This window comes from Chlorobaculum sp. 24CR (assembly GCF_004118635.1).
Classification (GTDB): domain Bacteria; phylum Bacteroidota; class Chlorobiia; order Chlorobiales; family Chlorobiaceae; genus Chlorobaculum.
This window is the reverse complement of the sequence record NZ_SDGU01000061.1, coordinates 62,687-87,971: the sequence shown is the minus strand read 5'-3', so window position 1 is coordinate 87,971 and position 25,285 is coordinate 62,687. Positions and strand designations below refer to the sequence as shown.

General features: G+C 59.1%; 23 protein-coding genes. 8 read left to right on the top strand and 15 right to left on the bottom strand.

Annotated elements, in window-relative coordinates:
* Positions 1-118: 118 nt before the first annotated feature.
* Complete coding sequence (locus EST62_RS11090) at positions 119-1,114, bottom strand: UbiA family prenyltransferase (RefSeq protein WP_129052140.1); 996 nt, start codon at positions 1,112-1,114, stop codon at positions 119-121.
* On the opposite strand from EST62_RS11090, the gene EST62_RS13550 reads away from it, so the two are divergent.
* Positions 1,113-1,268, top strand: coding sequence for a hypothetical protein (locus EST62_RS13550; RefSeq protein ID WP_167599325.1), 156 nt, complete (start codon positions 1,113-1,115; stop codon positions 1,266-1,268). The genes EST62_RS11090 and EST62_RS13550 overlap by 2 nt on opposite strands.
* Before the next feature lie 205 nt (positions 1,269-1,473).
* On the opposite strand, the gene miaB is transcribed toward EST62_RS13550, so the two are convergent.
* The 5 genes from miaB to EST62_RS11065 all read right to left on the bottom strand — a co-directional run bounded on the left by miaB (position 1,474) and on the right by EST62_RS11065 (position 7,927).
* Positions 1,474-2,787 (bottom strand): tRNA (N6-isopentenyl adenosine(37)-C2)-methylthiotransferase MiaB, encoded by a 1,314-nt coding sequence (miaB, locus tag EST62_RS11085; RefSeq protein ID WP_129052139.1) that lies wholly within the window; start codon positions 2,785-2,787, stop codon positions 1,474-1,476.
* Between the two features lie 379 nt (positions 2,788-3,166).
* Positions 3,167-3,778: an iron-sulfur cluster assembly scaffold protein gene (locus EST62_RS11080; RefSeq protein ID WP_129052138.1), complete on the bottom strand. Its 612-nt coding sequence runs from the start codon at positions 3,776-3,778 to the stop codon at positions 3,167-3,169.
* Positions 3,762-4,964: a cysteine desulfurase family protein gene (locus EST62_RS11075; protein WP_129052137.1), complete on the bottom strand. Its 1,203-nt coding sequence runs from the start codon at positions 4,962-4,964 to the stop codon at positions 3,762-3,764. Before EST62_RS11075 ends, EST62_RS11080 begins: the two co-directional genes overlap by 17 nt.
* Positions 4,965-5,193: 229 nt before the next feature.
* A complete protein-coding gene (locus EST62_RS11070; protein WP_129052136.1) occupies positions 5,194-5,625 on the bottom strand; it encodes a helix-turn-helix transcriptional regulator in 432 nt (143 codons plus the stop codon).
* Between the two features lie 238 nt (positions 5,626-5,863).
* Positions 5,864-7,927: a lipopolysaccharide assembly protein LapB gene (locus EST62_RS11065; RefSeq protein WP_129052135.1), complete on the bottom strand. Its 2,064-nt coding sequence runs from the start codon at positions 7,925-7,927 to the stop codon at positions 5,864-5,866.
* A gap of 192 nt (positions 7,928-8,119) precedes the next feature.
* Between EST62_RS11065 and EST62_RS11060 the strand changes: the two genes are divergently transcribed.
* From EST62_RS11060 to EST62_RS11035, 6 genes are all read left to right on the top strand, one after another.
* Positions 8,120-9,454, top strand: coding sequence for a hemolysin family protein (locus EST62_RS11060; RefSeq protein WP_129052134.1), 1,335 nt, complete (start codon positions 8,120-8,122; stop codon positions 9,452-9,454).
* A gap of 404 nt (positions 9,455-9,858) precedes the next feature.
* Complete coding sequence (locus EST62_RS11055) at positions 9,859-10,188, top strand: type II toxin-antitoxin system RelE/ParE family toxin (protein WP_245153610.1); 330 nt, start codon at positions 9,859-9,861, stop codon at positions 10,186-10,188.
* A complete protein-coding gene (locus EST62_RS11050) occupies positions 10,181-10,483 on the top strand; it encodes a DNA-binding transcriptional regulator (protein ID WP_129052133.1) in 303 nt (100 codons plus the stop codon). The genes EST62_RS11055 and EST62_RS11050 overlap by 8 nt, the downstream gene beginning before the upstream one ends.
* 150 nt (positions 10,484-10,633) lie before the next feature.
* Positions 10,634-11,368 carry a hypothetical protein gene (locus EST62_RS11045; protein WP_209019436.1) on the top strand — a complete coding sequence of 245 codons (735 nt, stop codon included), beginning with the start codon at positions 10,634-10,636 and terminating at the stop codon, positions 11,366-11,368.
* A 399-nt stretch (positions 11,369-11,767) separates the two neighbouring features.
* The gene (locus tag EST62_RS11040; protein WP_129052168.1) at positions 11,768-12,214 is read left to right on the top strand and encodes a peroxiredoxin; all 447 of its coding nucleotides are present in this window, start codon (positions 11,768-11,770) and stop codon (positions 12,212-12,214) included.
* A gap of 93 nt (positions 12,215-12,307) precedes the next feature.
* Entirely contained in the window at positions 12,308-12,730 is a 423-nt protein-coding gene (locus tag EST62_RS11035) for a nucleoside-diphosphate kinase (RefSeq protein ID WP_129052132.1), read from the top strand.
* A 96-nt stretch (positions 12,731-12,826) separates the two neighbouring features.
* Here the strand turns inward: EST62_RS11035 and EST62_RS11030 are convergent, their stop codons facing one another.
* From EST62_RS11030 to EST62_RS10990, 9 genes are all read right to left on the bottom strand, one after another.
* A complete protein-coding gene (locus tag EST62_RS11030; RefSeq protein ID WP_129052131.1) occupies positions 12,827-13,927 on the bottom strand; it encodes an AI-2E family transporter in 1,101 nt (366 codons plus the stop codon).
* A gap of 217 nt (positions 13,928-14,144) precedes the next feature.
* A complete protein-coding gene (locus EST62_RS11025; RefSeq protein WP_129052130.1) occupies positions 14,145-14,891 on the bottom strand; it encodes a 16S rRNA (uracil(1498)-N(3))-methyltransferase in 747 nt (248 codons plus the stop codon).
* 6 nt (positions 14,892-14,897) lie between these two features.
* Positions 14,898-15,590 (bottom strand): ComF family protein, encoded by a 693-nt coding sequence (locus EST62_RS11020; protein WP_129052129.1) that lies wholly within the window; start codon positions 15,588-15,590, stop codon positions 14,898-14,900.
* Positions 15,583-16,593, bottom strand: coding sequence for an ROK family protein (locus EST62_RS11015; protein ID WP_129052128.1), 1,011 nt, complete (start codon positions 16,591-16,593; stop codon positions 15,583-15,585). The genes EST62_RS11020 and EST62_RS11015 overlap by 8 nt, the downstream gene beginning before the upstream one ends.
* A 12-nt stretch (positions 16,594-16,605) precedes the next feature.
* Positions 16,606-17,400, bottom strand: coding sequence for an acyl-ACP--UDP-N-acetylglucosamine O-acyltransferase (lpxA, locus tag EST62_RS11010; protein ID WP_129052127.1), 795 nt, complete (start codon positions 17,398-17,400; stop codon positions 16,606-16,608).
* A 13-nt stretch (positions 17,401-17,413) separates the two neighbouring features.
* A complete protein-coding gene (locus EST62_RS11005; protein ID WP_167599324.1) occupies positions 17,414-20,053 on the bottom strand; it encodes a DUF2723 domain-containing protein in 2,640 nt (879 codons plus the stop codon).
* Between the two features lie 39 nt (positions 20,054-20,092).
* On the bottom strand, positions 20,093-21,220 hold the full coding sequence (gene hemW / locus EST62_RS11000; RefSeq protein ID WP_129052125.1) for a radical SAM family heme chaperone HemW: 1,128 nt from the start codon (positions 21,218-21,220) through the stop codon (positions 20,093-20,095).
* Positions 21,221-21,299: 79 nt separating this feature from the next.
* Positions 21,300-21,902, bottom strand: a complete 603-nt coding sequence (locus EST62_RS10995) for an HAD-IIIA family hydrolase (protein WP_129052124.1) — start codon at positions 21,900-21,902, stop codon at positions 21,300-21,302.
* A 10-nt stretch (positions 21,903-21,912) separates the two neighbouring features.
* Complete coding sequence (locus tag EST62_RS10990; RefSeq protein WP_129052123.1) at positions 21,913-23,379, bottom strand: starch synthase; 1,467 nt, start codon at positions 23,377-23,379, stop codon at positions 21,913-21,915.
* 124 nt (positions 23,380-23,503) lie between these two features.
* Here EST62_RS10990 and EST62_RS10985 point away from each other — a divergent pair, with 124 nt between their 5' ends.
* Positions 23,504-25,252, top strand: coding sequence for an Ig-like domain-containing domain (locus EST62_RS10985; protein ID WP_129052122.1), 1,749 nt, complete (start codon positions 23,504-23,506; stop codon positions 25,250-25,252).
* Positions 25,253-25,285: the final 33 nt, after the last annotated feature.

Genomic DNA, 25,285 nt, shown 5'->3' with positions numbered 1-25,285 from the left:
GGAAGATGACCTGAAAAACGGATGTTCGCTCGAGGCATCGTCATCGTCTTGTCGTCCGGCATTCATCGGAACCGGCAGGCGAAAAAAGAGAGGGTTCCGCCCGCCACCTTCGCAAAGATCACATGTACTGTCTGCCAACCAGCGCGGCGGCAAACATCTGGTTGGTCAGAAACAGAATGTTGTTGACCACCTGAAACCGCAAAAAGGCGTTGTGCTCCTGCACCTCGCTCTTGCCGATGGCGTTGCCGAAGCCGTCATCGACAGCGTGCTGCACCAGGGTGATACCCGATTTGGGGTCGCGGTAGATCGGAATCTGGATGATGATGTTGAGCACCAGACCGGCAACGATGAAGTACATCAGAGTCGTGAAGCCCCACATGTATGCGCGCCAGGCGAACACGGCGAACACCAGATCGATGATGATGAAGGCCACCAGAAAGGTGTTCTTCGCGCCGATCATCACCGTCAGGGACTTCATGCCCCCCTTGGCGTCACCCTCCTGCGATTTGAAGTCGTTCATGACGATGAGGGCGATGGCCATGAAGAAGTTGAGTCCGGCCAGCCAGAGCACCTCAGGGCGTATGTCGCTGAAGAGCGCGTTGGCCGAGAGGTAAGTGATGAATCCGTAGGAGAAGCCCACCGCCGGGCCGGAGAAGAAGATGTTCTTTTTGAGCTTGAAGGGCGGCGCGGAGTAGAGGTAGCCGATGACGAGGCCCGCCAGCAGCGAACCGACGAAAATCAGGCCGCGCTCGCCGCCGATGCTCATGCCGATCCAGCTACTCAGCACAACGGAGATTACGAGCACGATGCTCCAGTTCCAGATCGCCTCTTTTTCGGAGAGCCTGCCGGACGGAATCGGGCGGGTCGGCTCGTTGACCCGGTCGAGTTCGAGATCGTAGTAGTCGTTCACCGACTGGCTGAAACCGGTGCCGAGCGGGCCGTAGAGAAAAAAGAGGGCGGCAAGCAGAAGGTAGTCGTGCACGGTCGGCTGCATGGCTCCGGAGGCCATGACCCCACCGGCGAGGCAGGGAAAAACGCTGATCCAGGTGACGGGGTCGAGCAGTTCGAGATGGGCTTTTACTTTATCGACAAAACCTTTGCTTGCAACTGACATGATTGATAGAAGAGGTGAAAACGGCGGCCTGCCGGTTGAAAATGATTGCGAGAGCCTCGGCGAGGGGTTACTCCGCACCATGAAGCGCCCGAATATGTTCCGTGAATTTACGAATCCCGGCGAAATAATAACATCATATCGGGAACAATTATAAAGGAAGCATCTCCGGCGTGTGTCGCCAAGTCGGGATCATGAAGGAGACGTTGGCCGGGACGTTCCCTGAAGTGGAGCCAGAAGAATCGTCTTCGTTCTTTGTCTTTTGAAGTCCCTTGAGTGCTTTCCGTCCTTTTTGCAGGATTCCCCGTTGAATCGGAGGCACTCAGGCCCGGCGTTATCCCGCAAGTGCGCTTGCCGACCGACTACGACGCCGCCTCGCCGGTGAGCGTGGCCGAGGTGGCGGCAGTGATTTTTACGAAAAGCGTGTCGCCCGGGCTGAACGCGCCACGGTTGAAGACCACCGCGCGGTTGGTTTTCGTGCGGCCCATGAGTTGCGACGATGAGCGGCGACTTTCGGCTTCGGCGAGCACCTCGACGGTTCTGCCAATATCGTCGCGATATTTGAGCCGCGATATGCTGTTCTGCAACTCGATGATCTCCTGGAGCCGTCGCTTCTTGACCGCTTCGGGCACGTCGTCCGGCAGGTTCCGCGCCGCCCAGGTGCCGGGGCGCACCGAGTAGTGGAACATGAACGACGAGTCGAAGCCGACCGCCTCCATGAGCGAAAGGGTCTCCCGGTGATCCGCCTCTGTTTCGGTGCAGAAGCCGGCGATCAGGTCGGTGGTGATGGCGGCGTCCGGAATGTGGCGGCGGATCATGGCGATCCGGTCGAGATACTCTTCGCGCGTGTGGCCGCGCTTCATCAGGTCGAGCATCCGCGACGAGCCGGACTGCACGGGCAAGTGGATGTGGTTGCAGAGATTCGGCCTCGCGGCGATGACTTTGACGAGCGCTTCGGAGATGTCCTTGGGGTGCGAGGTGGTGAAACGGATGCGCATCCGGGGCGCGACGAGGCTCACCCCGTCGAGCAGCGCGGCGAAGTCGAGGCCCTTTTCGGCGTCGCGCCACGAGTTGACGTTCTGGCCGAGCAGCGTCACCTCGCGGAACCCCGCCGCGGCAAGCGCCGCGACCTCGGCGACGACGCGCTCGCAGCCGACGCTACGCTCGCGCCCCCGCGTCACCGGTACTACGCAAAAAGCGCAGTAGTTGTTGCAGCCGCGCATCACCGGCAGGAACGCGCTGATCGTGCCGGTTCTGACGGGATCGATGCCCGCGTAAGTTTCTTGCTGATCGTAATCGAGGCTGGCGAGACGCTTCTGTTCCCGCGAGTTTTCGATGATGCCGGCAAGCTCGCGATAGTTGTCCGGCCCAACGATGAAATCGACGAAGGGATAATCGCTGAAGACCCGTTCGCGCTCGAACTGCGGCACGCAACCAAGCACACCGATCACCAGCCCCCGCTGCCGCCGCTTGCGCCCCTTGAGCTGCGTAAGGATGTTGCCAAGCCGCTCCTCGGCATTCTCGCGCACCGCGCAGGAGTTGAGCAGCACCACATCGGCGGAAGCCTCGTCGCCAGCCCGCGCGAACCCGCCCTCCGTCAAAATCGACGTAACGATCTCCGAGTCCGCCAGGTTCATCTGGCAGCCGAAGGTGTGGATGTAAAATGTTGATGCCATGCTGCTTATCGAATCAACGCTGCTCTGAGATGTTGGGCTAAAGCCCTGATTTACTTTGCATTATCTGCATACCCCGGACTAAAGTCCGGGGCAATTATTCATGAATTAATGGTCGGGACAATACTTGCCCCGGCTTTCAAGCCGGGGATACAGAATTGACCAGTTTTCTTGGGCTTCAGCCCAATCTCTTTCTTTGTGATTTGTGCGATTGATTGTTGCCGGAGCAATAATGCGATGACAAATCAAAACCTGCACACTCACTCAACCTCCCGAAACGGAGCGAGGCGCGACCTCGTGAATCACCCGGCGAACCGGAGTCGTCACGAGGCGCGCCCTGCCGCGTCCTTCCCTTGAACTGAAAACTCCCCGGCGGAGACCGTCAGGCGCCGAAGTGGAGGTGGACGTACTTCTGAAGTTCGGCTTCGGCATCCTCCTTGCACAGACCGCACACCGTGCTGATTTTGGTGTGCTCCTGAAGTTCGTAGAAGGTGCGCGCGCCTTCGAGCACCGCCTCTTCGATGTCGTGATCGGTCACGTTCATGCACTGGCAGACCGTGCGGGCCTGCGCCTTCTGAACGCGGTCGGTCATGCCGTTGCGGATGAAGTAGTCGTTGATCGCCGCCCGGAGCGCCTTGTCGCCAAGCACCGAGCAGTGAATCTTGTTCTCCGGCAATCCGCCCAGCTCCTTGGCGACATCTTTCGGTGAAATGTTGAACGCCTGGTCGAGCGTCATCCCCTTGACCATTTCCGACAAGATCGAGGTGCTGGCGATGGCGCTGGCGCAGCCGTAGGTTTTCCACTGGCAATCGATGATCTTTTCGCTCTCCTTCTCGACCTTGATAGCCACCATCATCTGGTCGCCGCACTGGAGGTTGCCCTCCATGCCGACGCCGTCGAAGGCGCTGGTGTCGTTGCCCTGAAGAATATTTTTCGGACTCTCGAAATGCTCCTTGAGTTTTTCGGTATATGCCCATTCACCTGATTGCAGCATGAGCGCCTCCTTTGATATAAGCTGTTGACATGTTTCTGATTCTTTCTATGATGCCCGGCAGAACGTCGAGCAGGTATTCGACCTCATCGATGGTGGTCGTGCGGCCCATGCTGATGCGGATCGAGCCGTGCGCGCGCTCGGCATCGACGCCCGTGGCGAGCAGCACGTGCGACGGATCGAGCGAGCCCGACGCGCAGGCCGAGCCGGTCGAGACCGCGATGCCGACAAGATCGAGATAGAGCAAAATCGACTCGCCCTCCGCGCCGGGGAACGACACGTTGAGCGTGTTCGGCACCGAGTCGGTCGGGTGACCGTTGAACAGCGCTTCGTCGATGCGCTCCTCGATCCCCTTGCGCAGCACCTCCTTCAACCCCAGCAACCGCTCCGCCTCCGACTCCATCTCGGCCTTTCGCATATCGACCGCCATCGCCAGGCCCATGATGCCAAGGGTGTTCTCGGTGCCCGCCCGGCGGCCCCGCTCCTGGTGACCGCCCCGAATGAAGGGGCAGTAGGGCGTTTTCTTGCGGACGTACAACGCCCCGATCCCTTTCGGGCCGTAAATCTTGTGACCGGAGATGGTCAGGAAATCGACGCCGAGCTGGTTAACATCGACCGGCACCTTGCCGAACGCCTGCACGGCGTCGGTGTGCATCAGCGCTCCGTGCTCGTGAGCGAGCGCGCTGATCGCCGCGATGTCCTGAATCGTGCCAATCTCGTTGTTGGCCATCATGACCGAAACGAGGCCGACGCCTCCGGCCTTCAACTGCTCTTCGAGCTGCCGAATATCGACCTTGCCATAGCCATCCACGTCGAGATAGCTGACATCGACGCCGCGATGCACCAGGCACTGCGAAGTTTCGAGAATGCAGGGATGCTCGATGCGGCTGGTCACGATCTTCGGGCGCATACCGGGAAAACACTGCCCGGAGCCGCAGACGAAGAGCGACAGCACGGTGTTATTGGCTTCCGAACCGCTGCCGGTGAAAACGATCTCGCTCTCGTCGGCGCCCATGAAGGCCGCCACGCGGTGACGCGCATCTTCGACATTGGCGCGGGCCTCGCGGCCAAAAGCGTGCATACTCGAAGGATTGCCGAACATCTCCATAGCCGCCACCAGCTCTTTCTTCACCTCGGGGTGAAGCGGCGTAGTGGCATTGTTATCGAAGTAAATCTGTCTTGATGGCATAACTGGTTTCTGAATTTCGGTGATATTTGCCTCAGGCAGGACAAATATAAGGTTATTACCGATGAACACCCATGCCGAAAGATAAGGTTCCCGGCATCAGCGAATAAGGACTAAAGTAGTCTTGTTTTATTTGAAAAGCAAACGTGACGAGAGAAAAACGGAGTTTCCGGAGATCAGAGAGGCTGGAGCAAAAACGAAGCCAGGGAAGTGCGGCTTGTCGGCCCCCCTCTCAGAAACCACCGAAAAAGAACAACAGAATCAGGGCGGAAAGGATGACGGCTGCTGCAAATACGGTCACAATCAGCCCGCGGCGCTTTTTGCCTTGTGGTTCCGGCGCGGACTCACGCGGACTTTCCGAAACGACCTGAGCCGGAGGCGGAATTGAAAAATTCGATGTGGAAACACCCAGTTCGTTCCGGCAGGCATCGAGCAGGGCATCGTCGCCAACGCCGAGTTCCGCGGCATACTTCTTTAGATAGGAGTAGATGTACAGGGAAGGAAGAAAGTCGAAATCCCCCGCTTCAAGCCGTTCGATATGGACAGTGCGGATTTTGATAAGACGGGAAATTTCATCGACAGAGAGCGACTTCTGGACACGCGCTTGCTTGAGCGCCCGAACAAGCCGCTCAAGTGAACTTCGGTCCAAAGTCTCATCAGGCATTGGAAGGAAATGGTTTTTGTGACGAAAATACCATCGAAGTATTTTCTAATTTATAAAATAATAGCGTTTTAACCCAAGAGTAATTGTCGGAATACTATAGAGATACTACCGCAAAATGCAGCAAAACGCCGTATCGCCTGTTACAAAACGGAGAACAAACCGGAAAGGTTCTCCGTTGAATACGGCTGACAAATACATCGCCTGCACTGGGCATTCAATCTCTCCGGCGGCAAAACACTCACTCGGAACCGTAGGGCGTGAGCCACATCCAGGCCTGGCTGGTGGGCGAGCCGCTTTTCCGTCCGGTATTTTTCAGACTCTCCGAACCGGACGCCGCCGATTCGACCCCTGGTTTCATGAGCGATTTCAGACTGGAAATCTCGCTCTCCGGCATCGGTTTCCAGGAGAGAAACACCCGGTCGCCGGGATGAAAGAGCTTGTAAATTCCGGCCTTTTCCGGCCTGGATGCATCGAAAAACAGAACATCGCCTTGCGGCTGGACGGCAGCGTGCATGAGCGCCTCGCCGGTTGAAACCACCCATGAAACCTGGTGATCGCTGCCCAGCATTGCCCCACTTCCAAGCAAATGAAACGGCTCGGCCTGCCGTGAAACAAAGATGAGATGACGGTAGCCGCTCAGGCGTTCCTCCATTGATTGCAAAAGCGTAGCGGTCAGCCACCGGCGGTTTTCATCGGCGGCAAGCGCAGCGGCAGGGTTCGGCCCGGCAGAAGCCAGGCGCTGCCGCAGCGCGACGAACCGGCTCCTGAGCTGCTCTCCCGGAACCGTCGAGGTGATGATCTGCATCTCTTTTGCGCTGACCAGCATCACCGTCGAAAGCGAATCACCGACAGAGACCCGTATCAGCGCCTCGCCGGGCCGGAGACTTTTGCGCAGGGTGTTCAGCGTCACGGGCCGGGGCTGCAACCGCGCGGGAACTGTGCCGTCAACCCTGGCCGCATCAGCTATCAAGGCAATCAGCCGCCCTTGCTTCTCCCTGATGACTTTGTCAACCAGATTCGCCAGCATGAACCCCGCGCCCTCTTCCGTCATCATGATCTTGCGCTGAAGCAGTCCCGATATATCCCTGTTCAGCTCGATGATCTCGTTCTGCACAGCTTCGTTGCCCGGCGGCAGGCGGAATCCGGCAATACCCATCTGCACCATGCGCTGCTGCTCAAGGTAGTCGGCAAGAGCGCTTGCGTCGAACAGCTCGATATACCGCCCTCCGGCTGTCAGAAGATCGCCAAGCTCTCCGGCTGCCTCGCGCTCCAGGGCGACATAGCCGCTCGCCGTGGCCGGAATGCCGTAGTGTCGGCAGGCAGTCAGCCCGAGCCGATACGCCTCGATCCGCTCGGCGGGCGTGAGTTCAACAGAGCGGCCAAGCATGAAGAGCGCCGCCGTTTTCTCGAAGGGCATGTTTCGCTGGCCGAAATACTCGATGACGCTGCGCCAGGTATCGGGCTTGCGGACAATGATGTTGTTGGACTCGAACTGAAGGATGGGCACGAGCCGTCCGAAACCGGCCTCCTGGGCGACAGCCAGCGCGCGGAACAAGAGATAGCTCGCGTTCGGGCGCTGTTTTTCCATTTGCTGGAGGCTTTTGGCCGCAATGCGCAAAGCCCTGACCTTCACCTCCGGCGGGCTGTCCATCTTCATCACCCGCCCTGAAACCATGGCGATCTTGCCCGCGATATTGTCGGGCGCGTCGAGACCGGCAACCCGGTCCAACAGGGCGCAATCGAGAATCCCGGAAAGCGCCGTCATCTTGATGGCGGCGTCTCCGGAGGCGGAAAACTCGCTGTAGATTCGCGCCGCTTCGACAATCTTTCCAGCCCTGAACAGCAGGCGCGCCTCGTTGAAGCGCTGCCAGGCGTCCGGATTTCGGAGCGAAGCCATCACCGAAGCCGCCTTGCCGTACATGCCCAGCTCGGCGTACATCCTGCCGGTATCGAGCGCGGCGGCGTTGTGCAGCGAGTCAGGCAGCTTGCCGCCGTCGTGCCGCCGGATGGCATCCCAGGTGCGGAACGCGCCGGAGTAGCGGCCGGTCAGGAACTCGATCCTGTTTTTTTGGCAGAGCGCCTCCAGAGCCGTCTGGCTGAACCCCTTCAGGGTATCGGCGCCGAGCGCCTGATCGTAGAGGGCGAGCGCCTCCGGGTACTTCTTCTGATTGCCGAGACGCGCCGCCTCATCATAAAGAGAGACCGTATCGGGGCTGGGTTCATGCTGGCTGCACGACACGAGCGGCAGCGCGAGGCAGAGCGTCAAAAGGCCGCGAAAGCAGAACAACAGAACAGGTTTCATAGCTATCCGGAACAGTGATGATACAGGTTTACTGATGTTACACAGAATTTCTCCCCCGTTCAAGCCTCCCCGTCACGGCGGCGGCAACTCGCCGCAATGAAACGTTCAGCGCTCCAGGCCGGTTATGTGAAGGTATTGAAGTATCTTGAGATATATCGAGGCGACAGCCGCAGATTCACCGAACTTTAACCTATGAATTCCCACAGCGCGGAAGCGCTCTTCATCCTCTTCTTGATCCTCATCGAAGGAGTGCTCTCCCTCGGAGAGTTCGCCATCATCTCTTCGAGTCCCTCCCGGCTGCGCGAGTTGCGGGAAGCCGGGTATGCGTCGGCCTCCGTTGCGCTGAAACTTCAGGATAACGCCGCCCGGTTTCTCTCATCCGTCAAAGTGACCGCCACCCTGGTCGCCACCCTGACGGGCGTTCTTGGCGGGCTGTTCTTCTCCGAGCCACTCGCCGCCCTCTTTGGTCGCATCGGCCTGCCCGAAGCCTGGCGGCTCCCCCTTGCGCTCGCGCTCGTGATTGCTTCGCTGGCCTACGTCTCGCACGTCGTCGGCAGGCTGCTTCCGAAAAAATTCGCCCTGCGGCACCCCGAATCCATCGCCGTGAAAATGGCCGGCATCATGGACAAACTCTGCGCCATCAGCTCTCCGGCGGTGCTTCTTGCCGAAGCGTCAGCCGCCTTGGTGCTCCGCGCGTTCGGCGTCGAGGCGGGCGAAAAGCCGCAGGTCAGCGATGAGGATGTGATGCTCATGATCCGGCAGGGCGCCAAAAAAGGGGTGTTCGAGTCGGTCGAGTACGAGATGATTTCGAGGATTTTCCGCATGAGCGACAAGCGGGCCAGCGCCATCATGACGCCGCGCAGCGAAATCGAGTGGCTCGACCTGGACCGGCCCGACGAGGAGCTGGTAGCGCGCATCAGGGCCAGCGGGCGCTCGCGCTTTCCGGTGGCGAAGGGCGGACTCGACGAACTTCAGGGGGTGGTCAGGTCTCTCGATCTGGTCAACTTCAGCCTCACCTCGAAACGCAGCATTCGCGAGGCGATCCGGGCGTCGATGCAACCGCCGCTCTTCGTGCCCGAATCGGTGCCCGCCTTTCACGTGCTCGAACTCTTCCGGAAAAACCGCGCCCACCTGGCGCTGGTCATCGACGAGCACGGCTCGGTGCAGGGAACGATCACGCTCACCGACGTGCTCGAAAGCATCGTCGGCGACGTTCCGGCAGACGACGTCGAGGGCAAAGAGAAGCGCATCGTGCGCCGGAGCGAGCGCACCTGGCTGGTCGATGGCATGTTGCCGGTCGATGAGTTCCTCGTAGCCTTCAACCTCGAAGCCGACAAATTCTTCGAGGAGGACGAGCCGCGATCCGACACGATGGGCGGCTTCATCATGACCCGCCTCGGCGAGGTGCCGTCGGTCTCCGACGCCGTCCGCTGGAACGGCCTGGTCTTCAAGGTGATCAAAATGAACGGCAAACGAGTCGGGCGAATTTTGGTCGAGCAGGAGGCGAAAAGTGGCGGGAAAAAATAGCAGTCTGCTTTTCGAGACAGTGTAGCGGAATGGTGTTCAAAGTAAAAAATCGGGAAAGCTTTGGAGCAATGAACTCCATCATTGCTTTTTCATCCGGGGCCTGTAACCTTGCAAGATTTTTCCTAACCAGGATTGCATTAGGATGCGACATGCCCAGTAATTTTTCGCAAATCTGCATCGCGCAACTCCGATCCGCCGCCGGTTAGCACGAACAGGAGCGGCTATAGAGAGCACTGCTCGAACATAACAAGCAGATCAGCGCAATATTGGGAGAGTGAAGAGGGGCAAAGAGACGGAACACTGAACGTCAACATTTGGTTTGCAATATATATCACCAAGTGATACATTTCCTCATGAGGGTTTTCATGAACAAATGGTTCAACCACTGGGCGCGCCGCTAGGGAATGGCCGATGCGGTCTTGCTGAAAGCTGCCAGAGAGATCGCGGCAGGTAAGGTTGAGGCTGATCTTGGTGGCGGCCTGTTCAAGAAGCGGTTGCCTCGGCAAGGCGGCGGCAAAAGCGGTGGCTATCGTGTGCTTGTGGGTTACAAGAAGCCCAACGCTGAACGGATCATTTTTCTGTATGCCTTTGCAAAGAGCGACAAAGCCAACATTTCGGACAGGGAAAAATCCGCGCTGAGCCTTGCTGCCGAGTCGTTTGTTTCGGCAACCGACGAGCGTGTCGCAGTGCTTTTATCGACAAATGTTATCTGGGAGGTACAGATTGATGAGTGAGATTCTGGATATAGCCAACGAGATGGCGCAAGACCTTTTCAAAGCTGGCGTTATGGACGAAGTGACGATGCGTGCGGTCGAGGCGCTTTGCCTACCGACCAAACAGCCATTCGGCCCGGATGACATCCGTCGCATTCGCACGGCCAACCATGTCAGCCAGGCCGTTTTTGCCGCCCTCCTCGGCATCGGCAAAACGACAGTGCAACAATGGGAACAAGGTCTGAAAAAGCCCAGCGGAGCCGCGCAACGCCTGCTTGATTTGATCGATCGCAAAGGCCTGGCGATTCTGGGGTGAAACCGGAGCAGAAGGTTGACGAGACGATCAGCGCAATATTGGGGGAGTGAGCTTAGGGTGGAATAATCGATAAGTGCATTTCAATGCTTATATTGAAAAAGTAATTCTATGTAAAGGCAATTGAAATATTATTATGATTGGAAAGCGGCAATGTCTAAAACCAAAATAACCGTAGCTACAGTTGGCCACATGCCCGCTGACTTCAACAGAAAAAAGGTTAAAGAATGGAGGTCTTCCGTATTTGAAATAATCGATGGGATAGAAAGCTACACAATACCCTGTAATTCAGACGGAAATAGTTGGGAATTTACCGATATAACCCTTGAAAGAGTTCTTCCGAGTAGATTCAATGGCGAATTTTTAATCGCTATTGTGAATGTACCAATAGAGCATAATTGGTATTCAAGGAGACTATCATCTAATAGGGTTGTTGTTTCGTTCCACGAGATTAAAGAGATTCTTAGATTCTCGAATATCCCCTTGGAAAACCTAATATATCGCCTTCTTTATGCATATACCCTTGCTTATAAGCGTAGCGGTAATCGAATCCCCGAAAACAAAGAGATTTCGGATTTTACACATGATGAGACACGAGGCTGTCTATTCGATATGAATGGAATCAAAACCGATGTGATATACTCATGCCATAGCCCTATCATCTGTTCAGATTGTGTAGAGCGTTTAAGGAAAGAGAGGGTTTCCGAAGAAACGATTAACTTATGCCTGAATGAAATTCAGCGAATCCGAAAGGCATTGTTCTACAGAATCACAGACTTCATTAAAAAGCATCCATTATGGTCACTTACTATTTCAGGAATAACTACAATAGTTTTAGGAGTAATCGGTTCCTTGATCGGCTCATATGTGTTTGAGGCAATAAAATAATTTCATATTCAATCACGTCATTTTATCCAAGCTTAGTGACACTTACCAGCATTAGTACCATATCAAGGCGATAGTGTCGTATAAAAAACCTCATCCCATCCCTCGCTGTAATCTGTTCGGGTAATTCCGACACTTGGCGGCGTGCCACTCATCGCAGATTCAGCTTGCGACAGAGCGAAGCTGCGCTTTCACAATCACCTGTCTCGTGATAAACCTGTGTTAGATTCTGGGTGAATTTCTTTTGCGCCATTCCAGATCGCGCTGCTGCCAAGTCAACCGTATCGTCAATGATCGATACGACCATTCACTCTCATCGCAGTGAACGGAAAACGCGCCGGGGGCATTGGTGTAGGACGAAACTCGAACAGCGCATCTGAAAATGGAAAATGAGGAGGAATGATGATCGAACAAGGCAAAATCGCCCCGGATTTCACGCTTCCCGACAGCAACGGGAAGATGGTCTCCCTGTCGGAGTTCAAAGGCCGCAAAGTGCTCCTGATCTTTTACCCCGGCGACGATACGCCGGTCTGCACCGCGCAGCTTTGCGACTACCGCAACAACGTCACCGCCTTCACCAGCCGGGGAATCGAGGTCATCGGCATCAGCGGCGACAGCCCTGAATCGCACAAGCAATTCGCCGAAAAGCACGAACTCCCCTTCCTGCTCCTGAGCGACCAGCAGCGCACCGCCGCCAAAGCCTACGACGCACTCGGCTTCCTCGGCATGGCGCAGCGAGCCTACGTGCTCATCGACGAAGCAGGCGCGGTGCTGCTCGCTTACAGCGACTTTCTGCCGGTCACCTACCAGCCGATGAAAGAGCTGCTCGCCCGCATCGACGCCTCTTGACGGCTGCGGCGACGCGCGGCGGTTGACCAAAATCCGAATCTTTTTTCGTATCTTCGCGGGCAACTTTTTCAGAACAAAATGCAGACCTCCACCATGGAACGTACCCTTACCATCCTCAAGCCCGATTGCGTGCGCAAGCAGCTCATCGGCGCTGTCACCGACCAGATCGAACGCGCCGGTTTCCGCATCGTGGCGATGAAGAAAACCCGCCTCACCAAAGAGACCGCCGGCGCATTCTACGCCGTGCACAAAGAGCGCCCGTTCTACGGCGAGCTGGTGGAGTTCATGTCCTCCGGCCCGTGCGTACCGATGATTCTCGAAAAAGAGAACGCCGTAGCGGACTTCCGCACGCTGATCGGCGCGACCGATCCGGCGCAGGCCGACGAGGGCACCGTCCGCAAGCTCTATGCCGACAGCAAGGGCGAGAACATCGTCCACGGCTCCGACTCCGCCGAGAACGCCGCCATCGAAGGCTCGTTCTTCTTCTCCGCCGAAGAGGTGGTCAGGGTTGACTGATTGGCATCAGGTTTGACCGGACTTCATGCAAAAGGCCGACCCGGCAGAAAAAACCGGGTCGGCCTTTTGCGTTTGCCGACGTTTTTTGCGTGAGTTTTATTTCGGCTCGCCCTGTCCTCCTGCCGAAATTCCCCCGCCGGAATTCCTTTCCATCAGCGACTCGCTGAAGGTCTCGCCGTAAATATCCCACACCGTCACGAACAGCGCGGCGATGACCGGGCCGATGATAAAGCCGGGCAGGCCGAACATGCCGATGCCGCCCAGCGTACCGAAAAAGATGAACAGCTCGTGCATACTCGTATCGCGCCCCACCAGAATCGGGCGAAGCACGTTGTCGATCTGGCCGACGACAATGCTGCAAAACAGCAGCAGCCCGATCGCCTGGGCGTAGTCGCCCGACAAGGCCAGGATGATGACCGCCGGAACCCAGATCAGCGGCGAGCCGATGAGCGGCAAGAGCGAGAGCGTCGCCATGATCGCGCCCCAGAACACTGCCTGGTTGATCCCGGCCAAATAAAAAGCGAAACCGGCCAGAGTGCCCTGAATGAGGGCGATGATGAGCGAGCCTTTCAGCGAGGCCCGCGTGACCGATACGAAACGGTCGAACAGGCGCTTCTGATCGTTCTCGTTCAGGGGAAGGTAGTACTTGATGCGCTCCAGAAGCTCGTGCCCGTCCCGAAGCAAAAAGAACATGGCGTACCAGAAAATGATAAAAAGCACCAGATCGTAGAGCGCCGACCAGGTGATCGCCGAAAAACTGCTGATGACCGACGAACCGAGATTGCCGAGAATTTCAGCGGCTTTTTCGAGAATCAGGTCGCTGTAGCTCTCTATATCCTTGTAGAAAGAGAGGCTCGACAGCATGTGCATGAACCCTGCCGGATCGCGAAGCTGTTCGCGAATCAGCGGAATGGCCGTACTGCTCAGGGAGACCGCCTGAAGGATCACCACGGTAAACACTGCCAGAAGCGGCAGGAAAACCATCATGAAAAAGATGAACAGGGTCAGGCTGGCGCTCAGGCTCCGGTGGCCTCGGGTTAGCGTGATAAACCAGTTGAACAGTGGATAGACGAGGCCGGTAAAAATTCCGGCAAGCAGAATCGTCACCAGAAACTGCCGGATCATCGTCAGAAAGAGCGCGGAGATCAGCAGCGTCGAGACCAGCACGGCGATCTTGTTGAATTGCGGTGTGTTCATCCGGTTCATGGCAATGCGGCAGCGTACATCATTGGGAAAACTTCCTTCAATGTAAGCCGCCCGCCGCATCACTGCAAAAAGTGATTCGACCGCAACAGCGTTCGCCAGCGCCTCTTTTTTTGGAGCCAACATCGCTGATCGAAGGGAAAGACGCGGAGATGGAAATCGATTTCGATTTTGGGAAATCCATGGCGACGGACTTGGTAACGCTGACCGCTCAGAGACGCTTTGCGGGATCGGCTTCGGCGAGGAGCATCGAGCGGACGAGGGCGACGGCGAAGAGTCCGGCGGTCTCGGCCCGCAGCACCGACGCGCCGAACGACACCGGCGTGAATCCGGCCCCGACCGCTTCGGCGACTTCGGCATCGGTGAAGCCCCCCTCGCCGCCAACGAGGAAGAGTATCTTTTTCCCGGCTGGCTCGAACGAGGGAAAGCTCTCTTCGCTTTCGTGGGCGATCATGCGCAGATCGTAGCCGTCGAGCGAGAGCGCCTCGCGAAAAACAAGCGGCGGCATGAGTTCGGGAAGATGGAGGCGGCGGCTCTGGCGGGCGGCTGACTGCACAATGCCGCGCCACCGTTCGAGCTTGCGCTCGATCTTGCCGGAGTCGGGCGTCGAGACGGTGCGTTTGGTCATCATCGGCACAATGCGGGCGACGCCGAGTTCGGTCGCTTTTTCGAGGAAGAGGTCGAAGCGCTGCGGCAACTTCAGGAGCGACAGCGCGACGGTCACTTGCGTTGCGGGCGGCGGTACGTGGAGCGGGTTCTTGATCGCGCCTTCGAGCGAGTGCTTGCCGATGGCCTCGACCGCCAGCTCCGCCGCCATGCCCGCGCCGTCGGTGATGGGCACCAGGTCGCCCGGCTGGCAGCGCAAGACACGGGCGAGATGGTGGAACTGTTCGCCGTCGATCACGGCGCGGGCATGGTCGAGGTCGAGCTGCTGCGGCAGCACGTAAAAAAGATCCATCTCCGGCTACTCCTTTTCGGTGAGGGCAACAGTCGCGAAAGCCACCTCCGCCGCCCCGGCGGTTTTCAGCGCCTCCGCCGCAGCCACCATCGTCGCGCCGGTCGTGAGCACGTCGTCCACCAGCAGCACCCGCGCGGGGCAGCGCTCGCGTCCCGGACGGAAGGCTCCCGCCATGTTGTCGCGCCGCGCCTCCATGCCAAGCCCGGTCTGCGAGCCGGTGTAGAGGCAGCGCTCGATGCACTTCGTTGCAACGGGCAGGCCGAGCACTTCGGCCATGCCGCGAGCAATCACCTCGGCCTGGTTGTAGGTGCGCTCGATGCGCTTGAGCGAATGCAGCGGCACCGGCACGATGGCGTCGAACGGAGCAGGATCGCCGCCCTGCCGGAGCAGCTCGCCGAGCCGACGACCGAACAGTTCGCCGAGGGGAAACAGGCCGCCATATTTCATGGAGTGCATCGCTTCGTGCAGCTTGCCGCTGCTTTGGTAGGGATAGAGGCTGCACGCGGCTGGCGGAACCGCCCTCTCGCCGAAGTGCGCACGCACGGTGCTTTTGAGCGCCGCGCTTCCGGCAAGAGCGCCGGGAAACGGGTTGAATTCATCGAAGCATCCGGCGCAGATCGGCTCTTCGCCCTTGTCGAGCGGCTTCTGGCAGAGGGTGCAGACCGCCGGAAAAAGCAGGTGCGTCAGTCCTTCAAGCATCGAGTCCGGATGATTTTTCGGCGTTGAAGCAGAGCGCCGCCGCGCCGTAGATTCCGGCCTTGTTGCCGAGCCGGGCCGGCACGATCTCCAGCCCATCGTGCATCGAGGGCAGAGTCGAGCGGTGCAGTTGCATCATGGCCGGCTTGAAAATCAGCTCGCCCGCCGCCGCGATGCCGCCGCCGATCACGAACTTGCGGATGTCCATCAGCGCGGTGACGTTGGCCAGCCCGACGCCGAGAATGGAGCCGATCCGCTCCCAGGTGCGCAACGCCGCGGCGTCCCCCTCCTTGGCCGCCTGTTCGAGATGTCGAGGCGAAAGGCGGGAAAAATCGCGGCTGCACAGCTCCGCGAGGCGCGGCGAGCGCTCCGAGCCCATCTCCGTGCTGCACGCCATTTCGACGATACGCTCCTTGCCGATCAGCCCCTCGATGGTGCCCCGGATGCCCGCGTGAACGCTCTCGCCCTCGAAATCGACGATCATGAACCCGATCTCCCCCGCCGTGCCAGTCGGGCCGCGATAGAGCTTGCGGTCGAGAATGATGCCGCCGCCAACGCCGGTGCCGAGCGTCACCAGCATGAAGTCGCGAAAGGCGTTGCCGCCGCCGAAGATCGCCTCGCCGTAGGCCGCAGCGTTGGCGTCGTTTTCGATGATGACGGGCGAGCGGAGGCCGTGGTCTTGTTCGAGGCGGAGCTGGAGCTCTTCGCGCAGAGCGTAACGCCCCCAGCCGGGAAGGTTCGGCGGATAGGAGAGGGTGCCCTTCGCGGCATCGACCGCCCCCGGAGCGCCGAGGCCGATTCCGGCAAAGAGGTCGGCGTCGAGCGTGTCGGCGGCGCGCTGGCAGAGTTCGCTGGCCATGAACGCCAGTTGCCGCACGACGCCGTCCGGACCGGCGGCCACATCGGTCGGCCGGGTATCCTCGAAGAGAATCCCCTCCGCCTCATCGACAACCGCTGTCTTGATGTTCGTCCCGCCGAGATCGATGCCGAGCGCCCATGATGGCATAACCGTAACTGCTTAAGATTTGAAGGGTTTGAGGAACTTCCTGCCATGCTCTCCCGATGCGAAGAAGTCGAGGATTTCCAGCACCTCCGGCGTTTGCGGAAGATCGTTGCGCACCGCTTCGAGCGCTTTGGAGAGCAACAGGCCCGACTGGAAAATGATGCGGTACGCGTTGCGGATGTTGCCGAGCTGTTCGGAACCGAAGCCGCGCCGCTTGAGGCCGAGCACGTTGAGTCCTTCGTAGCGGAACGAGGCGTGGCCGCCCGCCATAACGAAGGGCGGCACGTCGAGCGCCGCGCGGGAGATGCCGCCAACCATCGAGTACCGTCCGATCCTGACGAACTGGTGCACTCCGGCCAGTCCACCGACAACGACGTAGTCGCCCACCTGGCAGTGACCGCCGAACTGCACCGAGTTGGCGATCACCACATGGTTGCCGATCACGCAGTCGTGGCCCGCGTGAACGTAGGCCATGATGAGATTGTCGGAGCCGACCACGGTTTTGCCGCTCGCCTTGGTGCCCCGGTTCAGGGTGACGTACTCGCGGATGACCGTCCGGTCGCCAATGTGGAGGTACGTTTTCTCCCCTGCGTATTTGAGATCCTGAGGCGCGGTCGAAAGCACCGCTCCCGACGAAATCCGGCACTCGACGCCGATGCGCGCCCCGTCGGCGATGTGGACGTGAGGCCCGATGACCGTCCGGTCGCCGATAACCACATCGCTCTCGATCACGGTATAAGGGCCGATCTCAACCCCTTCGCCAAGTACGGCTCCGGAGCCGATGAGCGCTGTTGCGTGAATATTGCTCATTGAAAATTACAAACTATTGCTTGAGTGAATCCAGACGCCTCCGCAGTTCGGGAAGGGCCATTTCCAGTTCTTTCATGACACGATCCGCCTCGCGAACCCTGCCCGCCGCGCGGTAGGCCTGGGCCAGTGTGAAGTACAGTTCGGGTTCCGCGCCCGCGCTGCTCTGAGCGGCCAGCGTTTCAAGATAGTGAATATACGGATATGCTTTCTCGTTTGCACCGCCTGCGGCATAGAGCGTAGCGACCGATGCGGCGAGCTTCGGCGTCACCGGAAAGCGGACGAGCGGGAAGAGCCGGGAGTAGCGGTCAAGCACGTCGAGCGAGAGACTCCCCGACCGCACGGTTTTGCGAGCGCCGGAAGCGTCCGGCGCCATTACCGGCGCGTCCGGCGAAGCGGCGAGCGTAATGGCCAGACGCACGAAAAGCGGCGGATAGTTGCCAAGCAGATTCCGCGAGGTTTCTTCGATATTGACGGCAAGATTGCCGGTATTGCGATAGCGGTAAACGTTGAACAGATTGCCGTAGAGCGTACCTGGGTCGGCGAAGCTCAGCGCCGAGGCGCTCCTGAGCGGTACGACGCGATAGACAAGACCCTCGAGGCGCAGGTTGCGGTCGAGGCCGGTCATTTCGGCAGGATCGACGGTCAGCGCGAAGTAGATCGGGCGCTTGCCGTAGTTGTCCACCACGATGGCATAGACGGCGATGTCCTGCGGGCGGAGGAATCCCGTCCCCTGGTAGGTGAGGGCGGGCCTCAGCGTCCAGCGCAGCGAGTCGGAGGGCGCGCCCGGCAGGGTGACGCCGGAACGCCGCGCGTCGTCGTAGAGCTTTCGCGCCTCGCGCCCCGCCGGAACGGCCACCTCGACCGAATCGACCGGCACGTAGGAGATGTTGCCGAGGTCGTCGTCGCGCATTTCGATATTGACCGGTTTGGCCCCGCGCGGGCTGTCGTGCTTGAGTTGCAGCAGGTACCAGCCGGTGTTGGCCAGGCTCAGATTGACCACGCGCACGTCGGTGCGGATATGCTCCACCTCCTGAAGATACCAGAGCGGAAAGGTGTCGTTGTCGCCGTTGGTGAAGAGAATGGCGTCCTTGTCGCAACTCTGCAACATGTTCCACGCCCAGTCCCACGGCACGTAATTGCCGGAGCGGTCGTGGGTGCGGTAGTTGGCCATGAGCATCCGCCCGTTGATCGACAGGAGGCCGGACGCCACCACCGCGATGGCGAGCCAGGTGAGCTGCTTCGTATCCAGCGACTTCATCTTTGCGGAGAGCCAGGCAAAGAGCCGCTCGACGCCGATGCCGATCCAGAGCGCGAAGGCGAAAAAGCTGCCGACGTAGCTGTAGTCGCGCTCGCGCGGCTGAGGCTCCGGCTGGTTGAGATAGAGCACCAGAATCACGCCGGTCATGGCAAAAAGCACCGCCACGGGCAGCGCCATCTTCCAGTTTTTCCGGAAATGAGACCACGCCCCGAACAGACCCACGAGAAACGGCAATCCCCACAGCTTTCCCCAATCGACCACCGCCCCTTCGACATCCGAGGAGCGCCCGATGAACTGCCATCCGAAATAGCGCAGGTACATCTGGTTGAGCTGGTAGCGCCAGAAGTAGTCCCACTCGCTCGAATATTTCTGGTAGAAGTACTGATAGACCGGCTCCGGCGACCAGCGGCGCGGCCACAGCGGCCACTCGCCATACTGCTCGCGGTTGACGTAGGAGAAAAAGGCCTGGAGCGTCGAGGGATCGTTCTCGTTGATCGGCGGCCCGGCGTGGGCGCGCACGAAGATCAGCACGTACGAGGTGTAGCCGAGGATGAGCAGCACCACCGAGAGCAGCGCGAGATTCATCAACGGGATGCGTTTCTGGTGGCTGTACCAGATGCCGGAAATCAGTGCCGCGAGCACGGCGATCAGCCCCCACCACGAGGTGGTGACGAGCAGCACCGGGATGCCTTTGATAATCAGCTTGTAGATCAGGAAAAACAGGCCGAGGCTGAAGAGCGCCATCAGGCTGAACGATTTCGGCGTAACCGTGTACTTCTTGAAATAGTAGATCAGCACCAGCGAGAAGAGCGCGAGCAGGCAGAGCAGGTGTACGCCGATGGAAAGGCCGATCATGTAGATCACGCCGAGCAGCCACCGCTCGCTGCCGGGCGCGGGGTCTTCGTCGTGCCAGCAAAGCATCATCCAGAAGATGGTGGCGGTCAGGAGCGACGAGGCCGCCCAAAGGCCGGTTTCCGTGGCGTTGAACCAGAAGCTGTCCGAAAAGGCGAGCGCCAGAGCGCCCACCGCCGCGCCGCCCCAGGCCGCGATCTTTTCCGGCAGGCTCCAGCCCTCCGGCTTCGTCCCCCGGTAGAGCGCGATCAGCCGGACGATGATCAGCCAGGTCAGCATGATGGTCGTCGAGCTGATGAGCGTACTGAAAAAGTTGAGGCGAGCGCCGATGTCGTCAAAAAACGGAAGCAGCGAAAAGAGGTGGCCGACGAGCAGGTAGAGCGGCGCGCCGGGGGGATGCGGAATGCCGAGAGTATGCGAAGTGGCGATCACCTCGCCGCAGTCCCAGAACGAAAAAGTCGGGGCCATCGTCGAGAGATAGAGCGCTTCGGCGACAAGAAATATACCGGCGGCGATGATCCGGTTAACGCTTCTGTAGGTCATTCGGGACTGGTTGTTGACAATTCGGTATCAGCCGGGCGCTCACTCCGAAAGCAGTTCGGCGGCGACGAGATCGGCGAAAAGAAAGCCCGCTTCGGTGAGCGACACCGCGCCGCCATCGAGTTCGATCCACCCTTTTTCCTGTAACGCGGCAAGCACGGAATCGAGATGCTGATGCCCTAATTTATGCCCTTTTCGCAAAAACCCAACAGAGAGCGGACGGCGGATTCTCAGGGAGAGAAAAACCTCTTCGTCAAAGCGCTGCGCCTCGGTCAGCGCCTCGCGGAAATCGACCGCCCCGGCGGCGTCGGCGAGGTACTTCGTGAGGCTGCTCGCGTTCGAGAAGCGCGTCTGAGCCCCGGAACTGACGATAAAGCTGTGCGCCGCCGGACCGAAACCGAGGTACGGCTCGCGCATCCAGCTCGCGAGGTTGTAGCGCGAGTGGCGGCCTTCGAGCGCAAAGTTGGAAATTTCGTAGTGGCGATACCCCGCGCCGCAGAGCAGCTCCGCCGCCAGCCGGTACATCGCCGCCTGCGCCTCTTCGCCGGGCAGGCGGCGAAGGCCTTTCTGCACGTCGCGCCACAGGCGGGTCTTCTCTTCGAGCGTGAGCATGTAAACCGAAATGTGCTGCAAACGAAGGTCGAGCGCCGCGCGAAGGTCGCCCTCCCATTCGGCGAGCGTCTCCCCCTCCGCGCCGCACATCAGATCGACGCTGACCGACCGAAAGCGTTCGAGCGCTTCGGAGACGACCCGGCGGGCATCGGCAGCCGAATGCGCCCGTCCGAGCGCCCGGAGCTTGCGGTCAGCAAAGGACTGGACGCCGATGGAGAGGCGGTTGACGCCAACGGCTTTCAGCGCGTCGAGCGAGGCGGGCGAAAGATCTTCGGGGTTGGCTTCGAGCGTGATTTCGGTTTCGGAGGAGATTTGGGCCAGGCCGGAAACCTGCGACAGCCATGCGCCGATGAAGGAGGGCGAAACCAGTGACGGCGTACCGCCGCCGAAGTGAATCGCCTCGATCACCTGGCCTGCGAAGAGCGGCGCTTTCGCCGTGGTTTCGACGGCAAGCGCCTCAAAAAAGCGCTCGACGAAGCCGGGTTTGGTGACCAGAAAAAAGTCACAATAAGGGCAGCGCTCCCGGCAGAAAGGAATGTGCACGTAGAGGCAGATCATCGGGAGCCTTTATCTTGATGTGTCCGACAAGCCGAAATCGATTCTTTCCCTTGCCACCCCTGAAGTCCTTTCCGTCCTTTCAGTCCCCTGCTGTTGCCTTCCTCGAAAGCACAAAGCCGGTCACGGCCTGGTAGAGGTCGTCGGCGACATGATCCGGAAAAATCTGGCGCTCCGCGCAGAGCGCCTCCTCGTTGTGGCCGGTTCTGACGAGAATCGTCTTCAGCCCGGCCCGCTGGCCGCACTCAACGTCGATCAGCTTGTCGCCGATGAAGAACGAGGAGTCGCGATCGACCCCGATGCCCTCCTCGCGCAGGTCAGCGATGGCCTGCTCCACCATGCGGGGCGATGGCTTGCGGTGGTCGATGAAACGGTCGTACTCGGGGTGGGGAAAATTGGGGTGCGCCGGGCAGTAGTAGCAGCGGTCGAACGAGGTCTGGCGCTCCGCCAGCAATTCATTGAGGTAGTCGTTGACATCCTCGACATCACGCGGCGTCACGATGCCGCGCGCGATGCCCGCCTGGTTGGTGATGAGCACGATGCGGAACCCCGCCTCGCGCGCAAGCGCGATGGCCTCGTCAGCCCGGTCAATCAGGATGAACTCCTCGCGGCTCGAAACGTAGCTGCCGATATCGCGGTTAATCGTACCGTCCCTGTCAAGAAAAAGAACCTTCACACTCTCCATAGAACTTATTTCATCCAAGCAGGTTACGGTAAAGTTCGGCATACTGCCCGGTTGAAGCGCTCCACGAGAAGTCGCGCCCCATGCACTCCAGCATGAGCGCGCTCCAGCGCTCCTTGTCGGCGAAGAGCGCCAGCGCCTCCTGGAGCTTCGAGGTCAGCGCATCGGGCGTATAGTCGGTGAAAATAAAGCCCGTGCCCTTGTCGCCGGAAACCTCCTCGATGGTGTCCACGATGCCACCGCCAGCGTAGGCAACCGGCACAGTGCCGTAGTTTTGAGCAAACATCTGCATCATGCCACACGCTTCGATGCGGGAGGTCATGAGCAGAATATCGAGTCCGGCGATCATCTGGTGGTAGAACGCATCGGTAAACTCAGGCCGAAAGGCCATCTTTTCCGCGTTTTCCTCCGCAGTCTCCTTGAGCGCCTGGTCGAACTCCTTGTCGCCCGAACCGAACACAATGAGCTGAAGGTCGAGTTCGAGCAGCCTCGTGAGGCTCTCTTTGACGAGCTCCGCGCCCTGGAAAGCATCGAAGCTCGCAATCACGCCCACGACGGGAGTCTCTTCGGAAAACGGCAGGCCAACCTCATCGAGCAGCACCTTCTTGTCTTCGAGCTTCAGTTCGGGCTGTTCGGCACTGTAGCGCTTCTTGATGAGCTTGTCGGCGGAGGGGTTCCACTGGCGGGTATCCATGCCGTTGAGAATGCCGTGGAAGCGCTCGCCGCAAGCATTCAGCGCTTTGTCCATGCCGAACGAAAGCTCCGGATCAGCCGCGATCTGGCGGGCGTAGCGATCCGACGTAGTGGTGACCAGGTCGGCATGTTTTATGCCGGTAGCCAGCAGGTTGACCGTGTCGCCATCCTTTTCGAGCGCGTCGAACACCTCCGGGTCGAGATGCTTCTGGAACGCTTTCGGCTGGAAAATCCCTTGGCGATAGACGTTGTGAACAGTCTGTACGACCTTCACTTTTTTAAAGAAGTCGTGTTTGGCGTAGCGCGTCTTGGCAAGCAGCGCCACCAACCCCGCATGCCAGTCGTGGCAATGGATGATGTCCGGCTGCCAGCCGAGGCGCACGAGCGTCTCCATGACGCCGACGCTGAAAAAAATGATTCGTTCAGCGCTGCCCTTGTGGTCGCCTCCGAGCGGAATGTCGGAGAAAAGTCCGTAACGCTTGAAATATTTCTCGTTATAGAGAAAATAGGTTTGAATCTTGCTTGACGGAAGGGCGGTAACCTTTATGTTCAGCATGTCGGTCTTGTCCTTGAGAGGGACTTCGATGTCCGACAGCCTGAGCACATCATGCAAACGGAATTTCCGGTCGTTGATGATACCGTATTTGGGCATCATAATGCGCGCCTCGAATCCTTCCTCTTCGAGCGCCTGGGGAAATGATGCCATGTAGTCGGCCAGAGAACTGAGCCTTACAAAAGGGGAACCCTCGCCAGAGACATAAAGAACCTTGAAATTTCTTCTGGCCATCTATCTCACACTCTGTCTGTTTTTTTTCTCAAATCGCTTTCATAGAATACCTTCAGTTTTTAATTTAAGAATTTTCATGCTGAGAAACAATTTAGCAGCTTTCAACTCTGAAGGGAGAACGTCATTGAAAGAATTTCCCGGCCTGAAAATTCTGGCAGCCATCCTGATTCCCCTCCTGTTCTGCGCCTGCGCCGTTGACAAACCGCCGACAGGCGGCCCGCCGGATCGTTCGCCGCTTAGCGTAACCAGCTCACTGCCCGCGACAGCCTCGGTCAATACATCGCCACAGAAAATCCGCATTGGGTTCAGCCACTATGTCGGCAGAGCCGATCTCTTGAAATCGATTTTTTTCTCGCCTCGTGTCGATGATTACGTGGTGACGATGCACGGAAAGGAGGTTGACATCCGGCTGTACGAGCCGTTGCAACCGAACCGCACCTACACGCTGACGCTGCGCGCTCCCCTGAAAAGCATCGACGGAAAACACCAGCTCGCAGAGAGCTGGATGCTCGCTTTTTCAACCGGCCCGGTTCTCGACCGGGGTTCGATTGAGGGGCAGGTATGGACAAACCGCCTGGCTCCGGCCCAAAACGCCACAGTGATGGCCTTCGCCGCCTCACCGTCAAACGCCACTCCGCAGACGAGACCGGACTACATTGCCCAGACCAACCCGTCTGGCGAATTCCGTTTCCAGCATCTCGCGCCCGGCAATTACCACATTGTGGCCACAACCGGCGAGGTCGGCAACGCGCCGTTCAATCCCGAAGAGGAGGCATTCGCCGTCGCCTCCACGCCAACGGTGCAGACCGGCGTGACCGGTCTGGCGATGCGGTTCGCCCCGTATGACCTGTCGGCAAACGCTCTGAATTCCTGCCGTACGCTCAATAACCGGGAAATCGAAGTCACCTTCAAAAACTCCATGCCCACGCGGAGCTTCGAGCTGTCGTCGATACGGATCGAAAATTCCGCCACCCAAGCCACGCTGCCGGTGCTTGGCTACTTCTCGGAATCGAGAAACAGCGAAGAGAACACCTTCCGCCTCCTGACCCCGCCGATGGAGGGCCGCGCCTGGTACCGTCTCCTGTTCGCCCCCGCTGGAAGCCCGGCCTCAGAGCTGACATTCTCCGGCGATACCCGCACGGAGCGCTATCCGGAACTGTCGGTCAGCCTCGTTCCGGAGAATGGGGCCGACAACGTCGTTTCCGAAGCAATCCGTCCTGAATCAAGCTCGCCGGTAGCGCTGCAATGCAATCTGCCGGTGACCGAATCGTCGGTCAGGTCAGCAGTCACGCTTGCGCTGTCCGAAAAAGGCCAACAGAAACCGGTGCCATTCACCATCTCCCGGATCGACAACCGCACCTTTGCCATCGCGGCTTCGGAGGGCTTTCTGCAAAGCAGGGACTACCTGGTGCAGGTCAGGCCCGGAATGCTTACGGGGCTTGTCGGCTCACCGTCGAAAACAGCGCTGGTGAAGTCGCTCTTCAGCACCGCAGGCCCTGATGCGTATGGAGAGATCAGCGGCTCCGGCAAGGCCAACGCGCCCGCAGTGATCGTCGAAGCCCGTCGCGGCGACCAGGAGAGTGCCCTGCGCGTGCTGGCCAGAACAAGCGCCGACGGAACCTTCCGTTTCGACTTCCATAATCTTCCGGCGGGTGAGTACGCCATTGCCGGATTCATACCGTCGGCATCGGGCGCGATCTCGCCTATGACCAAATGGAACAGCGGTTCGATCGCTCCGTTCGCGCCATCCGATCCGTTCGCGGCACTGACCGTTACCGTCCGTGGCGGATGGACAACCGAGGATGTCAGGCTCGACATTCCCTCATCCCGGCAGTCCGGCCCTGACGGCCAGACATCGCCTGAGAAACCGTAACCCGAAATCAACGCACAAACCCAGACTTTTTAT

Excerpts from the sequence above, each read along its gene's own strand:
- miaB (WP_129052139.1), bottom strand. The coding sequence starts at position 2,787 with ATGGCATCAACATTTTACATCCACACCTTCGGCTGCCAGATGAACCTG.
- EST62_RS11005 (WP_167599324.1), bottom strand. The coding sequence starts at position 20,053 with ATGACCTACAGAAGCGTTAACCGGATCATCGCCGCCGGTATATTTCTT.
- EST62_RS11025 (WP_129052130.1), bottom strand. The coding sequence starts at position 14,891 with ATGGATCTTTTTTACGTGCTGCCGCAGCAGCTCGACCTCGACCATGCC.
- EST62_RS11035 (WP_129052132.1), top strand. The coding sequence starts at position 12,308 with ATGGAACGTACCCTTACCATCCTCAAGCCCGATTGCGTGCGCAAGCAG.
- hemW (WP_129052125.1), bottom strand. The coding sequence starts at position 21,220 with ATGATCTGCCTCTACGTGCACATTCCTTTCTGCCGGGAGCGCTGCCCT.
- EST62_RS11065 (WP_129052135.1), bottom strand. The coding sequence starts at position 7,927 with ATGAAACCTGTTCTGTTGTTCTGCTTTCGCGGCCTTTTGACGCTCTGC.
- lpxA (WP_129052127.1), bottom strand. The coding sequence starts at position 17,400 with ATGAGCAATATTCACGCAACAGCGCTCATCGGCTCCGGAGCCGTACTT.
- EST62_RS11055 (WP_245153610.1), top strand. The coding sequence starts at position 9,859 with ATGGCCGATGCGGTCTTGCTGAAAGCTGCCAGAGAGATCGCGGCAGGT.
- EST62_RS10995 (WP_129052124.1), bottom strand. The coding sequence starts at position 21,902 with ATGGAGAGTGTGAAGGTTCTTTTTCTTGACAGGGACGGTACGATTAAC.
- EST62_RS11080 (WP_129052138.1), bottom strand. The coding sequence starts at position 3,778 with ATGCTGCAATCAGGTGAATGGGCATATACCGAAAAACTCAAGGAGCAT.
- EST62_RS11020 (WP_129052129.1), bottom strand. The coding sequence starts at position 15,590 with ATGCTTGAAGGACTGACGCACCTGCTTTTTCCGGCGGTCTGCACCCTC.
- EST62_RS11075 (WP_129052137.1), bottom strand. The coding sequence starts at position 4,964 with ATGCCATCAAGACAGATTTACTTCGATAACAATGCCACTACGCCGCTT.
- EST62_RS11015 (WP_129052128.1), bottom strand. The coding sequence starts at position 16,593 with ATGCCATCATGGGCGCTCGGCATCGATCTCGGCGGGACGAACATCAAG.
- EST62_RS11045 (WP_209019436.1), top strand. The coding sequence starts at position 10,634 with ATGTCTAAAACCAAAATAACCGTAGCTACAGTTGGCCACATGCCCGCT.
- EST62_RS11070 (WP_129052136.1), bottom strand. The coding sequence starts at position 5,625 with ATGCCTGATGAGACTTTGGACCGAAGTTCACTTGAGCGGCTTGTTCGG.
- EST62_RS11050 (WP_129052133.1), top strand. The coding sequence starts at position 10,181 with ATGAGTGAGATTCTGGATATAGCCAACGAGATGGCGCAAGACCTTTTC.
- EST62_RS11090 (WP_129052140.1), bottom strand. The coding sequence starts at position 1,114 with ATGTCAGTTGCAAGCAAAGGTTTTGTCGATAAAGTAAAAGCCCATCTC.
- EST62_RS11040 (WP_129052168.1), top strand. The coding sequence starts at position 11,768 with ATGATCGAACAAGGCAAAATCGCCCCGGATTTCACGCTTCCCGACAGC.
- EST62_RS10990 (WP_129052123.1), bottom strand. The coding sequence starts at position 23,379 with ATGGCCAGAAGAAATTTCAAGGTTCTTTATGTCTCTGGCGAGGGTTCC.
- EST62_RS11030 (WP_129052131.1), bottom strand. The coding sequence starts at position 13,927 with ATGAACACACCGCAATTCAACAAGATCGCCGTGCTGGTCTCGACGCTG.
- EST62_RS13550 (WP_167599325.1), top strand. The coding sequence starts at position 1,113 with ATGATTGATAGAAGAGGTGAAAACGGCGGCCTGCCGGTTGAAAATGAT.
- EST62_RS11060 (WP_129052134.1), top strand. The coding sequence starts at position 8,120 with ATGAATTCCCACAGCGCGGAAGCGCTCTTCATCCTCTTCTTGATCCTC.